Raw genomic sequence first — 14,967 nt, forward strand, 5'->3', positions numbered from 1 at the left:
GATGGAGAAGCTGATATCAATAATAGTACCGGTTTACAATCGGGCTGATGAGATAAAGGATTTTCTGGGATCATTTTGCAGTCAGACAGTTCAGACAGGCTTTGAGATCATAATAGTTGATGATGGTTCCACAGATGAACTTGATCAGGTATTGGAGAATTTTACTGAGAGGTTGGCAATTCGCTGTTTTCACCAGCAAAATCAGGGTCCTGGAGCTGCGCGTAATCGAGGAATGGCAGAAGCTGAAGGTGAATTGATGGTATTTATAGATTCTGACTGCACAGTACCGAATGATTATATCAATCAATTGCAGCAGGCACTTGATCAAGAAAATTTTGATGCCTTTGGCGGTCCTGATACGCAGCGGGATGATTTCCCTCCATTTTTGAAAGCGGTTAATTATTCCATGACATCTTTTATCGGAACAGGGGGTACGCGAGGTTCTGCCAAAGGTAGTGTCGCTAAATATTATCCCCGCAGTTTTAACATGGGGATCCGCAGAAGAGTATATGATAAGATAGGTGGCATGAATGATCTCAGGCATGGACAGGATATGGAATTTTCCAACCGGATCTATAATGCAGGATTTAAAATTATTTTTCTACCTGATCTCAAGGTTTTTCATAAACGGCGTACAAATCTCAGGCGATTTTATAAGCAGATATTCAATTGGGGCGTAACGAGAATTAATCTGGGAACAATAGACCCTCAGATGTTGAAACCGGTACATGCTTTACCTGCAATAATACTGCTTATATTTCTGGTAACAGTGTCAGGCAGCATTTGGTTAAGGAACCTGCGTTATCTACTCTTATTTGAAGTAGCAATGGGGCTGATAATTGCCTTATTTTCCTTTATCCAGTCTTCTGTTCGAAATCATTCTCTGCTGGTGGGGATATTGTCCGTGATCACATTATTCACTCAAGTGCTGGCATACGGTATGGGATTTATAACTGGCTCGATCAAGAAGATATTTTTGCCACATGGAGCCTGGGTTTCAGGATTCACCCGTAAATATTATAAATAAAAAAAAGCACTCCCCCGAAATTGATTGCAATTGTGTCAGAGCTGAATTATTACATTAATCCATTCTCATTAACCACCAACTTTAGTTGGTGGAATATATATACGAACGATGTGTAGTCACTTTAGTGACTTCAATATATTTTATATATAATTATGTAATTATCAAATAAATAATTTAAGGATAGATTTCTAAAAGTGGCTGAAGCCACTATATGTTTATGTTATATTCCGCTCACCCGATTAAAAATCGGGTGTTAATGAGATTGAGAAAATTAACAACTGAGATGATGTTTAACTTATATAATATCATATTGTTAGACAATATAATTCCCAAAAGCAGGGGGACTATTGTATAAAAAAAACCTCCCGGATGGGAGGTTTAATTAATATTACACCAGAGTGATCAGTTATTTACCCTTGATAGCCTCTATAGGGCAGGCAACTTTGCATTTTCCACAATTGATGCAGGCATCGGTGATGATATATTGTTCTTCACCTTCTTCAATAGCAGATATGGGGCACACATCCAGGCAGATACCGCACATGATGCACTCGCTGGTGATAAAATAATAGACTTTTTTCTCATTCTTTTTATCCATTTGAGTTAAACTTCCATAATTTCGTTTTCTTTAGTTTTTGCAACTTCCGAGATCTTATCAGTCCATTTATCAGTGATCTCCTGAATTTTTTTCATCCCGAGTTTGAGATCATCTTCAGTAATATCACTTGATTTTTCCTTATTTTTGAGATCATCATTAGAGTCACGTCTAATGTTTCTAACAGCAATTTTCCCTTCTTCAGCCATTTTTTTAACCTGCTTCACGATGTCTTTTCTGGTTTCTTCTGTAAGCGGTTGAAAGGGAAGCCTGATAACGTTTCCGTCATTTTCCGGAGTAACCCCGATATTCGAAGCCAGGATAGCCTTTTCGATCAAGGGAAGTGAAGTTTTATCCCATGGTTGAATAACAATTAATCTTGGCTCAGGGATAGTGACATTGCAAAGCTGTTTGATTGGTGACTGCTGTCCATAGTAATCGATCGAAATATTATCCAGGGCAGCAGTATTTGCTCTGCCGGTTCTGGTTGTAGCGAATTTCCTGAGTACAGCATCATAAGCTGCTTCCATATTCAGGTCAAATTCGAGAATTATTTCATCCATCATAAAAGAACTCCTTTGGGGCAATCACCCCGATTGATCTCAGGCATGCACAAGTGTGCCGACTGAGGGCTCCAGAATAGCCTTAAGTATCATTGCCGGGTCAGAGATATTAAATATCTTGATGGGCATCATATTATCCCTGGCAAGTGAAAAGGCTGTCATATCCATGATCTGCAGCTGATCGGCAAGTGCCTGATCATAAGTTACATCTTTAAGCAGTACGGCATCTTTATTCTTTTTAGGATCAGAAGTGTAAACTCCATCGACCTTAGTACCTTTAAGGACAAGGTCTGCATTCAATTCAACCGCTCTCAGAACCGCTGCTGTATCTGTGGTGAAAAAAGGATTCGAAGTTCCGGCGCAAAAGAAACAGATATTTCCTTTATTAAAAGAATGAAGAGCAGTTTCTGCCGTAAAAAATCTTACTATCTTATCACATTGAACAGCCGAGAATATTTCAGCCCGGTGGTTCTTTGTATTTAATATATCCGCCATCAGAAGCGTATTTTGAATAGTTGACAGCATGCCAATATTATCAGCGGTAGAGCGGGTGATTTTATCACCAAGAGAGGATGAACCCCTGAAAATATTACCGCCACCAATCACAACACCAATCCGGAAACCCTGGTTTCGAACAGAGATGATACCCTCAGCGAGTTGCTCAACAATATTATAATCAAAGCCGAAACCACGCTTACCGGCAAGTATTTCACCGGAGAGTTTAAGTATTACGCTACCAGGTTTAAAGACTGACATGATCAAGCACCGAGTGAGAATCTGACAAATCTGCTTATCTGGATATTTTCACCCAACGTCACAATGGCGTCAGTAATAATGTCCTGAACAGTTCTATCAGGGTCTTTTACAAATTCCTGGCTGAGCAGGCAATTGGTCTTTTTGTATTTATTAATCTGACCTTCCACAATACGATCAACGATTTTTTCCGGTTTGCCATCATTAAGAGCCTTATTGCGATAAATCTCTGATTCCTCATCGATTTTGGATTGATCGAGTCCGGATTCATCAATTGCCAGAGGATTAGTTGCAGCAATATGCATAGCTATATTCTTACACAATTCCACAAATATTTCATTACGGGCTACAAAGTCAGTTTCGCAATTCATTTCCAGTAAAACACCAAGTTTACCATTGGCATGAATATATGAATATATAAGACCCTCACGGGTTGTTCTTTCGGCTTTTTGGGCGGCTTTGCTGATACCTTTTTCTCGCAGATATTTCACAGCAGCTACACGATCGCCATTAGTTTCCTGGAGCGCCTTTTTACAATCCATCATGCCGGCTCCAGTGGTTTTTCTTAATTCCATTACATCTTTTGCAGATATATTCATTATTAAACTCCTTTCAAATCTATTCTGTAATATAAAATCAGATAAAGGGGACTGAAAAACTGATCTTCCAGTCCCGTTAAAATATTTTCTAAGAACCTTCAGGTTCGTTATTTTCTTTTTCTACGTCAGCTTCGGTTTCTGTCTGCTCAGTTTTGGCTTTTGCATCGGCATCGGGATCACTGGCACCTTCTGTAAGAATACCACGTCCTTCAATAATTGCATTTGCCATAATATCACTGATCAAATCAATTGCCCTGATAGCATCATCATTAGCAGGGATCACATAATCTACGAGATCGGGGTCGCAGTTTGTGTCAACCATTGCCACGATTGGGATACCAAGTTTACGGGCTTCATTGATAGCGATACTTTCTTTCATAATATCAACTATAAACACGGCTCCTGGAAGTACATCCATAGCACGGATACCGCCCAGAGCATTGTTGATCTTTACAAATTCTTTGCCGAGTTTGTTATGTTCAAGCTTAGTGAACTGACTGATAGTGCCATCTTCGACGATCTGTTCATAATAATCCAGCTTTTCAATCCTTCTGCGGATAGTTTTCATATTTGTGAGCATTCCACCATACCAGCGGTTTGCCACAAAGAAAGATGCTGATTTTTTAGCTGCATTTCTTATCGCGTCTTTTGCCTGCTTCTTTGTGCCGACAAAAAGAACACTTTGACCATTGGTGACTGTCTCACGAATGAACATAAAAGCTTCATTCACAGCGTCCAATGTTTGTTTAAGGTCAAGAATATGGATACCATTTCTTTTAATAAAGATATACTTATCCATCTTGGGATTCCATTTATAGGTCTGATGACCAAAGTGAACCCCGCTTTCGAGAAGTTGCTTCATAGTTACAACTGACATACTATCTCCTTAATACGGTTATAATACCACAGGCCTCGGGCAATACAATCCACCATCCGGTGAACACCGCTTTGCCGTGAACAGGTCTGTTTGAGTTGCCATCATGGCTGTTTAACGTTTTGAGAACTGGAATCTTTTACGTGCTTTAGGCTGACCGGGTTTCTTGCGTTCAACCATACGAGGGTCACGAGTAAGGAATCCACCTTTTTTCAGGGTACCGCGTAATTCTTCATCGTACTTTAACAAAGCACGTGAAATACCGTGTCGGATTGCTCCGGCTTGACCGGAAAGTCCACCACCGCGAACATTGACCTTAATATCTACCTTATCAGAAAGGCTTACGATATTAAGTGGCTGTTCTACAACCATTTCCAAAGTTTCGCGTGAAAGATAATTCTTCATAGTTCTGCCGTTTGCGGTACGCTTGCCTGTCCCTGGGGTAAGTCTTACCCGGGCAACTGCATTCTTCCTGCGACCAATTGCATCAAAATACTGCATTAAATTTCCTCCTAATCAAGTGTAAGTGATTCAGGCTTCTGTGCCTGATGTGGGTGATTTTCACCAGCATAAACTTTTAGCTTCTGAAACAACTGTCTGCCGAGGATATTCTTGGGTAACATACCTTTCACTGCATGACGAATGATCTCTTCCGGCTTCTCTGCCATCATCCGCTTGTAGGATATAGTTTTTAACCCATCCGGGTAACCGCTGTAACGCTGGTAAGTCTTCTGCAATTCTTTATTGCCAGTAAGACGAACCTTTTCTGCGTTGATCACGATCACAAAATCCCCAGTATCCAGATTGGGCGCAAAATAAGGCTTGTTCTTGCCTCGTATCACACTTGCCACTCGCGTGGCAAGACGACCCAATACCTGGTCAGTCGCATCAACTATGTACCAATCTTGCTGGATTTGATCCGCTTTTGGTATCAATGTTTTCATTTCGACTCCTTTATATAACTTTCGAGACAGCAAAAATTTTATTAACCTGTTTTACTGTCAAGGGTTTAATGATGATATTAATTCATCTTCAACCTATATAAGCCCTGAATAACCCGTAAGTCCTATACAACCTATAGGTACTATACCCCTGATTTCAGAACTTAGATGAGGTAGAAATTTCAATATATATTTCCTGAAACACTCTCCCAAAAACAGCCTGTCAAGAACCAAACAGGCGTAACAACAAAGCACAATCTAACAAAAAAATGTCACTATGTGCTTTGTTGTTCCACTTCCCGGCCACCTTAAGACAGGGAAGATAGCTAAAGATATGATAAATAGTAGGATATGCAGTGATATGGCAAGTTTACATAATATTCAAGTTAAAATAAGATTAAATTGCATAATTAAGATATTATTTGGGGGTAAACGTTAAAAATGTTAAATCTGGTAAGTAAAACCAATTTACAGAGATTGATAGACATGTTTCCGGGAGGGAAAACACCGGGTTTTTCAAAAGTGTATCAGGCGGATGAAATGAAAGGTGAGAAATAGAGAAAAATAGAGAATGATAACCTCGGCAGCAGAAAATAAACTTGTCAGGAAAAAAGGATTGCCAGAAATTTCAGATGAATAAAATTTGCATGCTGGAGGCAAGATGGGAAGTAGATCTGTGATACTGGTGATACTGCTTATAATAATACTGGCCGGGATAATTTTGTTTGATCAATTGCGGATAGGACGGCTGGAAGACACTTTAAGCAAGATAATGATACTATCCTACAGTGGAGATTCTCTGGTAGTATATCATCCCCTGAAGCTGGAAGAGAACGAGCTGTTCGTCACGCCTTCATTTGTAGATAATTTTACAAAATATAAATCACCTTTCTGGGATGGTATCCGGGGAGATAACAGGAGTTTTCAAAATCTGATCAATGAATATGTACATAATCGGAATCAGGATCATTATGGGTGTCCGCGTTCAGGCAAAGGTATCAAGAGAATACATGAAGGTATCGATTTATTTGTTCCGGAAAACACCGAGGTTTATCCCCTGGGAGATTATGGGGTAGTGATTGACGTGAGTCATAATCCCAACCATCTGGAATGGGTAGAGGGTGAGAATGAGAAAGGTGAACTGGACAGTATTCAGGTGGAATATGGCAAGATAGTGAAGGTATTATATCCTGAGGGATTGATCTCGACCTATGTTCATTTGAATAAGGTGAATGTGGATATAGGAGATGAAGTACATGGAGATACAGTTTTGGGATTAACAGGAGTAACTGGGAATCTGGTGCGCTCGGGCAAGGCATCGCATCTGCATCTGGAATTACGTTATCTGGATGGCAGTTCATTTGATCCGCGTCACCGGCTTCATTATCGAGGCACATCATTTGCGGATTTTGTGAAGATGTTGAAGATGTGAGTCGTGAGTCGTGAGTCGTGAGACGTGAGACGGGAGACGGGAGACGGGAGACGGGAGAAGTGAGAAGATAGGAGTTTTATAAATGAGTAAATTAATTTTGATCGTGATAATGTTGATAAGTGTGGTATTTATTTTTGCAGAGGCTAAATTTGCTCCGGCATTACGGGAATATGATTTTGGTGAGATCTATGAGAAAGATGGACCGGTGAAATACAGTTTTGAATTTACCAATACCGGGGATGAGCCATTGCTGCTGATAGACGTTCATGCCGGCTGAGGCTGCACAACACCCAGTTGGTCAACTGGAGATGTTTTACCCGGAGAGAAGGGATTTGTGATGATAGAATTTGATCCGAAGAATCGGAGCAAAGTATTTCATAAATCAGTGCGGGTAACCACAAATGGTAATCCCCGGGAAGCGGTGTTGCGGATCAAGGGATATATAATCCCCGATCCTACGAATTTGCGTAAGCGGGTTGGAGATTTACAGATAACCCGGGCGGAATTCAATTTTAGCGAGATTTTGGATACGGAAACGAAACTGGATTCGCTAATGATCAAAAATGATGGACCAGCCGAGATGTCATTGAAGTTAGAAGAAGATGAGATCCCCCCAAATATGGAAATAATAATTGACCAGCCGGAATTAGGGGTGGGGGAAACCACCTTTATTCATAGTAAAATATGGGGAGATAAAACGGGTAAATATGGTTTCAGCCGGGCGCGGGTGAAGTTCTGTGATGACAATAATCCCCAGAAGACACTTGGTAATCTTCAGATCACTTGGTCACAAAAAGAGGATTTTGGTGCCTGGACCAATGAACAGAAGTCAGTAGCACCGGGTTTGAGATTCAAGCAGACAACATATAATTTTGGGGAAGCCAGTTACACTGAAGATATAATCTGCGAATTTTCTTTCAGTAATCGGGGCAAGAGCGATCTGATCATCAGAGATATTCGGTTGTCAAGCTTTGTGGAGATATTGAGTTATGATGAGAGTGTTCCTGCGGGAGGAGAGGGGAAATTGTCATTTAAGATCAATCTTGAACGGGCAGTAGGAGATTTTATCAGATATGTGACCGTGATCACGAATTGTCCTACCCAGAGCAGCAAAAGATTGACCATAAAAGGGAAAGTTATTGACAAATAATTGAGCAGATATTTAATTTGGTAGAGTAGAGTAAAGAGATCAATTAGAGAGAAGAGAGAGATATATAGCAATTAAACCAGAATGAGTAGTATGATTTTTGACCTGTGAGGGGTCGTAATTTTAATCAAATGGGAGAAAAATATCAAAATAATAGTGAGAGCAGTATATTCTGTGCAGGGAGCAGAGAATTAATTTGTAAGGTAATGTTATTGTGGTAGTTATGAGATTGGCTATAAGGAGTGATAAATGGCGTGTAATTTTGGAAGGGAGTGTAATCAATGAAGATAGCGAATTATCGATGTAGAGAGGATATGGGTTAGTCTGGAAATAATGAATAATAATTATTTGACAGTTTTTTTAAAAAATGGAAAAAAGGTAAGAGGGAATAATAAGAGTTCTAAGAATGGGAAAGTAATGGAAGTAAGGAAAAAAATATGAGGAGCCAAGTGGAAGAAAATTGATAATGAGAAACATTTTAGGAATAGAAGTCAGGCAAAGAGTAAGAAAAAGTTTAATCGCCACTATCGCAATGAAGTTGGAGCGGGAGGAGTACCCTTCTGCTTCTAAAGAAGACCCAAAAAAAATGAAAAAGTTAATTTTCAATTTCAAAGGAGAGACTTTATGAAAAAGTTGATTATTGCAGTATTACTGGTTTGCGTAGGATTACTAATAGCAGACCCGATTCCAATTGGAGAAGGCATGGAAACAGGTACCTATCTTCCAATGGAACCTTATTATGGTTACACCTATTCACAGGTAATTTATACCGCAGATGAAATAGGTGGAGCAGTTGACATCGAGAATGTAGCCTGGCATTTTAATGGAAACAGTGCCTGGGTAGAAGACTGTACAATTTATATGGGACACACAACTCTTGATGAGTTTGGTGTATATCCGAGCTGGATGCCACTAACAGAACTGACAGAAGTCTGGACTGGTGGATTTTCAGTAATGGATTTTGATCACTGGGTAACAATAGAGCTTCAGAACATTTTTGCCTATAATGGAACAGATAATCTGGTAATAGCATTAGATGCTAATACCCCGGGTTATCACAGTTCATTGGACGAGTTTTATGGATCTACAACAACCCTGAACCGTTCAATTTATTTCTGCAGTGATTCAAATAATCCTGATCCTGCTAATCCTCCTACCGGGACTTACAGAGATGATCCTAATCCTATAGAAGAAGCTCATCCTACAGACAAGGAAGTAATGAGAGCAGCAGGTGTTCAGCCATACATAGCTAATATCATTCTTAATAATGATGCAGTTATGCCGAGTGGATTTGTATCTGGAGAAGTTGTTGATTTCGATACCAATGCTCCCATCGAGGGTGCTACTGTATTAGTCGGTAATTTTTCAGGGACAACAGATGCTACGGGATTTTATGAAGTCGAAGTAATGGTTGAGGGTACCTATGATGCAATAGCATCAGCATACGGATATTTCAATAGTACCGTTTCAGGCGTAGAAGTAATATTCGATCAGACAACTACAGTAGATTTTGCTCTGGAAGTATTTGAGACAGCGGGAACAAGCTGTGCAGATCCTTATGTGATAGATGCCTTACCTTTTGTTGAGACAGGAATGACCACAGAAGGATTTGGAAATGATTATACCAGCACCATGGCTTGTGCAAGCTATTACATGGGTGGTGATGATTTTGTATTTGCTTATACACCAGAAGAAAATATGTCGGTAGATATTGCATTAACAAATACAGATACCTATACAGGACTTTTTGTAATCCAGGGATTTGTAGATGATCCAACAGCAGTATGCGTAGCTCAGGCTGGGGCTTCTGCAGGTAACCCCATGTTAGAAGACGTGATCTTACCAATGGGTGAGACTTATTATATAGTAGTATCAACCTGGCCAGCACCATATTTTACTCCCTTTGATATTGCAATAACAGCTAATGAACCACCAACATTTGGAAGTCTGGATGGAACAGTGACAGCACTTGATGGCGGAGCAGCAATTGAAGGTGCTGTAGTAACTGCTGGTGGATTTAGCGAAATAACAGATATAAATGGATATTACATGTTCGCAGGTCTGGAAAGCGGTTTATATGATGTATCAGTAATGGCTGATGGATATTATGGAGCAACTGAGATGGGTGTAGAGATTCTGGAAAATCAGACTACTACAGTTGACTTTGCTCTGGAAGTATTTACAGATACTGGTGACACGATTTTGGATCCCATCGTAATTGATGCTTTCCCATATTTCATGTCAGGAGATATTTCTCTTTATACAGATTACAGTACAGGAGCTGGTTTAGAAGGCTCACGTGCAGGACAGGATATTTTCTACGAGTTCACAGTTACAGAACCATCTATTATGGATCTTCACAGTTGCGGATCAGAATTTGATACATATATGCACTTATATGACAGTGCATATACACGTATTGCCTATGATGATGATGGCTGCAGCAGTTGGGGTTCAGGTAGCACTATGGCTTCATGGATCAATGATGGTAATGGCTTCTTAGTTCAACCAGGAACCTATTATATCTGTAATGAAGGATATTCATTTGTTGCCGGATATAGATATTTTGAATCTCATTTTGATATATTGCCACCTCCACCAATGGGAAGCATTGATGGAACAGTGACAGACCTTGTAACCGGCGAACCAATAGTCGGAGCAAATGTGACAATAGACGGTACAACCCTGATGACAGATGATATGGGATATTATATGTTAACTCTGGAGTTAGGATTTTATGATATAGCAGTTTCCTTAACTGGTTATAATCCTGATGGAGCTACAGGAGTGGAAGTGCTTGAAGATCAGACAACTACAGTCGATTTTGCACTTGATCCAATTACAGGTGTAGTATTTGAGCTTACAAGCGATTCCTGGGGATACGAATGCACATGGAACGTGTGGGATGTAGCGAATAGTGAACTTGTTTGGGCAGCTGATTGGACATTCCCAGGCAATAATATGACAATGACCGTATCAGAAGATCTTCCTGATGGCAGTTATATAGTATATGTACATGACAGTTATGGAGATGGTGGTACATCAGGTATCGTCAGTAAAGAAGGCGTGGTACTTGTAGAATGGTTAGGTGGAGATTATGGATATGAAGGTGAATTCCCATTCATCTTAGGACCAATATTATTTGGTGGACTGGAAGGAATAGTAACCGACAACTTTACAGGCAATCCAATTGACGGAGCCACTATTATGTGTGGTGGATATTCTGGAATGTCAGATGCTACAGGATATTACAATATACCAGATGTTCTGGTAGGTACATATATAGTTACATGTGATGTAGCTGGCTATACAGGACAGGAAGCACTGGATGTAGTAATTGCAGAAGATGTAGTAGCAACTCAGGATTTTGCTCTTGATATCATTATGGCAGAGCCAACTAACCTGGTAGCAACAGTTGACGGATATGATGTAGGACTGGCATGGACAGAACCATATGTTCCACCAACAGATATGCTGCATTGGGATGATATGACTAATTTTGATGCTATTGGATTAACCGGTGGCGGAACATTCAGCGTAGCAGTCAGATTCACACCAACAGAACTGGCACCATTTAATGGTTTAGTAATGGATAACGTTACAGTATATATCAACGATCTGCCAACAGCAATGACTTTATATGTATGGACTGGGGAAAATGCAGCTAATGTACTGGTTCAGCAGACAGTAACTCCAGTAGGACTTGACTGGAATAACTTTGTATTGAATACACCAGTAACAATTGACGCAAGTCAGGAATTATGGATAGGATACGAAACAACCTCAGTATCTGGAGCAGAATTTACCTCTGGTTGTGATGGTGGTCCTGCTGTAGCTGGTTTTGGAGATATGATCAGTTTAGACGGTTTAAACTGGGATTCAATGAGTATATCCTATGGTCTGGATTACAACTGGAATATCTGGGGTGGAATCGCTGGAGAACCTGGAAGAAACCAGGTATTAGCACGTCCACAGCCATGGCATCCAGAAGCAATTCAGGTAGATAACAGAGTAGAATTCGCAACAGCCGGATATGGCGAGGTAGCTCGTCCATTTACCGGATCATATAATGTATATAGAGATGACGTTGTGATAGCAACATTGTCAGAGACAACCTATGATGATCTGGGACTGGCTGCAGGCATATATGAATATTATGTAACTGCAGTATATGATGAAGGTGAATCACCAGAAACTAATCATGTAATAGTAGAGGTTGGAATGGTTGACGTATCAGTTGATCCAACTGTAATAAGTGAGACCCTTGATTATGGCTTAACCTCAGATCATAATATTTTATTGTCTAATGATGGAGATGCAAACTTCTATTGGGCAGGATCAGTTAATAATGTAGTTCGCTTCAGCGTTCCAGAGATGAAACCACGTCCAGCAGGAAAGACAAATAATGGTGCTGATATGAATTCTGATCTTATGATGTTTGACGTTCCAGCTTCCCGTGACATGTGGGATCTTCTGGATACATTCACAACTGACGTAGTTAGTCAGGCTGGTATTGAATTTGACGGAACCTATTACTACACAGCAGTGTGGAATCTTGATGTTATCAATAAGTTTGACATTGATGGCAACTTCATCGAAAGTTTCGCAATTCCAGGCGTTTCAGGCTTAAGAGATCTGGCCTATGATGGAGAATATTTCTATGGTGGAGCAGCCGGAACCGCTTTATGGCAGATGGATTTTGAAACCCAGACATTGGTATCAACAATCACATCACCTATGGCAGTTCGTGCAATTGCTTATGATGATGAAAGTGATGGATTCTGGGTAAATAACTGGAGTACAGATATCACCTTAGTAGGCCGTGATGGAAGTATTTTGGATAGTTTCCCATGCTCATTAACATTAAATAGTCTTTATGGCTTAGCTTATGATAATTATACAGATGGCGGACCATACGTATATGGATTCAGCCAGGCAGGAAGTGGCTGCGTGATCTCACAGTACAATATCGCAACAGGTGCTGAAACCGGTGTTACGCATGATGTACTTTTAGATGTAGGTGCAGCTGGTGATTTAGCTGGTGGAATGTTCACCTCAGCAGATCTCATTCCTGGAACCTTTGTAATTGGTACACTTAATCAGACTACTTATACAGTGGCAATTTATGAATTAAGTCCGGCATCAACCTGGTTAGATATTGTACCGACTAGTGGAACATTAGCACCAGGCGAAAGTATCAATATCACAGCCACCTTTAATGCTATTGAACTTCCTGGACTTACTTACTTTGCTGACATAGTATTCACTGATGGTGCAGCAATGGCAGCAGTAGCTGCTGATCTTACAATAACAGGTAGTATTCCAACAGCAGAGATCACAGTTGATCCTCTGGAATTTGACGTAATGGTACCAGTTGACGGGTTGGCAGAATATACTTTGAATATTGGTAATCTGGGAGATCTGGATCTGGAATATGATGCAGAGATCATGTATTATGAGGGTCGGTCAGTAGTAGAAGCTTATCCTCAAAGTGCAGATTACTGGACAGGCTCAACTGATGGAACCAGCTTTACATCAACCAGCATGATCAATGGAGTCAACTTAGAAGATGGCTGGGCTATGTTTGATGTTTCTGGAATTCCAGATGGAGCAGTTATAAATAGTGTTGATTGCAATGTATATGTAAATGACGCTTATTATTGCTGGTGGTCAATCACACCATGTACCCTTGATCCACTGACAACTGATGCAGCAACCTTGAGTGCACATATAATTGCCGGAGAAGGTACAGGAGTTGCATATTCATACAATAATGAAGCCTACACTTTTGCAACCGGCTGGCACACATATACTCTTGGTACAACAGTAATTGCTGATCTGGAAGCTGCTTTAGCTCAGGACTGGTTTGCCTGTGGTATGACATCACGTGATAATTCAATTTCATATTGGATAAACATTGATGGCTGGAATGAAGCAAATCCACCATCTCTGACAATAGACTATACTGTTCCAATCAACCCATGGGTAACTTTTGGTGGTGACATGATGGTTGATGGAATAGTAGCAGTAGGTGCTGGTGCAGACATGCACACCCTGAACTTTGATGCCGCCGGACTTATGGATGGCGACGTAATGATGGGTGAGATCATGATCACCAGTAATGATCTTTATAATACAGAGATCATAGTTCCAGTTACCATGACAGTAGGTGCAGCTTACATGTATGGAGATGTAACCGGTGACGAAGTAGTAGATGCCTTTGATGCAGCTAACGTACTTCAGTTCACGGTTGGCATGGATCCAGTGGGCGCTCCCTTACCATGGACCTGGGAATTAATTGCAGGTGACGTTGATGGCAATGGATCTCCTGAAGCCTATGATGCCGCTCTTATCCTTCAGTACGCTGTTGGTATGATCGATATCTTCCCAATAGAAGCCAGAATAGATTCACCAGTAGCTGATGTAAGCATGACAGTAGAAAATGGCGAACTTGTATTTAGCACAACAGGCGATCTTTATGGATTCAGCGTGATGACAGAAACTGAATTAATCAGTTTCCAGGCACCAGTGACCGAATATCTTCATGCAGTTAATGGCAATGCAATCGCATTGGCAAGTGCTGAAGCGATCAGTGGTGAATTCCTGCGTATTCCATATGAGAAAATTGCTGAAAGTGGTGAATTTACAATGACCATGACAGTAAATGGTATCAGTAGTGAGAATACATATAATGTAGAGGATTTGGAAGTAGCTCCAGTAGTAAATGCAGTATTGAAAAACTATCCTAATCCGTATAATCCAAACTTAAGCAGAGGAAATGGTATAACAATCTCGCTGTCAGTGGCAAATAATAACACACCAGTGACGGTTAGTATTTATAATGTAAAGGGTCAGTTAGTGAACAGCCTTGTAAATGAGACGGTAGCAAGTGGAATTCACGACTTCGTATGGAGTGGTAAAGACAAGAGCAATCGTCTAGTATCTTCAGGAATATATTTCTACAAAGTGAAGATAGGCGAACTAAATGAAACCCACAAGATGATAATGCTTAAATAAAGCATAATAAATGCCGGGG

11 protein-coding genes are annotated in these 14,967 nt (G+C 40.4%); 4 read left to right on the forward strand and 7 right to left on the reverse strand.

Features of this window, described 5'->3' with window-relative positions:
- The first annotated feature begins 1 nt into the window (after nucleotide 1).
- Nucleotides 2–1,027 carry a glycosyltransferase gene (locus tag RAO94_02160; GenBank protein ID MDP8321135.1) on the forward strand — a complete coding sequence of 342 codons (1,026 nt, stop codon included), beginning with the start codon at nucleotides 2–4 and terminating at the stop codon, nucleotides 1,025–1,027.
- A 406-nt stretch (nucleotides 1,028–1,433) separates the two neighbouring features.
- Here RAO94_02160 and RAO94_02165 read toward each other — a convergent pair whose 3' ends face one another.
- From RAO94_02165 to rplM, 7 genes are all read right to left on the reverse strand, one after another.
- Nucleotides 1,434–1,625: a 4Fe-4S binding protein gene (locus RAO94_02165; protein MDP8321136.1), complete on the reverse strand. Its 192-nt coding sequence runs from the start codon at nucleotides 1,623–1,625 to the stop codon at nucleotides 1,434–1,436.
- A gap of 5 nt (nucleotides 1,626–1,630) precedes the next feature.
- Nucleotides 1,631–2,188, reverse strand: a complete 558-nt coding sequence (gene frr, locus RAO94_02170) for a ribosome recycling factor (GenBank protein ID MDP8321137.1) — start codon at nucleotides 2,186–2,188, stop codon at nucleotides 1,631–1,633.
- A gap of 36 nt (nucleotides 2,189–2,224) precedes the next feature.
- Nucleotides 2,225–2,941, reverse strand: a complete 717-nt coding sequence (pyrH, locus tag RAO94_02175) for a UMP kinase (protein ID MDP8321138.1) — start codon at nucleotides 2,939–2,941, stop codon at nucleotides 2,225–2,227.
- A 2-nt stretch (nucleotides 2,942–2,943) separates the two neighbouring features.
- The gene (tsf, locus tag RAO94_02180) at nucleotides 2,944–3,570 is read right to left on the reverse strand and encodes a translation elongation factor Ts (protein ID MDP8321139.1); all 627 of its coding nucleotides are present in this window, start codon (nucleotides 3,568–3,570) and stop codon (nucleotides 2,944–2,946) included.
- A 55-nt stretch (nucleotides 3,571–3,625) separates the two neighbouring features.
- Complete coding sequence (rpsB, locus tag RAO94_02185) at nucleotides 3,626–4,414, reverse strand: 30S ribosomal protein S2 (protein ID MDP8321140.1); 789 nt, start codon at nucleotides 4,412–4,414, stop codon at nucleotides 3,626–3,628.
- Between the two features lie 111 nt (nucleotides 4,415–4,525).
- Nucleotides 4,526–4,912 carry a 30S ribosomal protein S9 gene (gene rpsI, locus RAO94_02190; GenBank protein ID MDP8321141.1) on the reverse strand — a complete coding sequence of 129 codons (387 nt, stop codon included), beginning with the start codon at nucleotides 4,910–4,912 and terminating at the stop codon, nucleotides 4,526–4,528.
- Nucleotides 4,913–4,923: 11 nt separating this feature from the next.
- Entirely contained in the window at nucleotides 4,924–5,355 is a 432-nt protein-coding gene (gene rplM, locus RAO94_02195) for a 50S ribosomal protein L13 (GenBank protein MDP8321142.1), read from the reverse strand.
- A 658-nt stretch (nucleotides 5,356–6,013) separates the two neighbouring features.
- On the opposite strand from rplM, the gene RAO94_02200 reads away from it, so the two are divergent.
- The 3 genes from RAO94_02200 (at nucleotide 6,014) to RAO94_02210 (ending at nucleotide 14,948) form a co-directional block, all read left to right on the forward strand.
- Nucleotides 6,014–6,784: a M23 family metallopeptidase gene (locus RAO94_02200; protein ID MDP8321143.1), complete on the forward strand. Its 771-nt coding sequence runs from the start codon at nucleotides 6,014–6,016 to the stop codon at nucleotides 6,782–6,784.
- Nucleotides 6,785–6,893: 109 nt separating this feature from the next.
- A complete protein-coding gene (locus RAO94_02205) occupies nucleotides 6,894–7,934 on the forward strand; it encodes a DUF1573 domain-containing protein (GenBank protein MDP8321144.1) in 1,041 nt (346 codons plus the stop codon).
- 621 nt (nucleotides 7,935–8,555) lie between these two features.
- On the forward strand, nucleotides 8,556–14,948 hold the full coding sequence (locus tag RAO94_02210; protein ID MDP8321145.1) for a carboxypeptidase regulatory-like domain-containing protein: 6,393 nt from the start codon (nucleotides 8,556–8,558) through the stop codon (nucleotides 14,946–14,948).
- Nucleotides 14,949–14,967: the final 19 nt, after the last annotated feature.

The organism is Candidatus Stygibacter australis (assembly GCA_030765845.1).
Classification (GTDB): Bacteria; Cloacimonadota; Cloacimonadia; order Cloacimonadales; family TCS61; genus Stygibacter; species Stygibacter australis.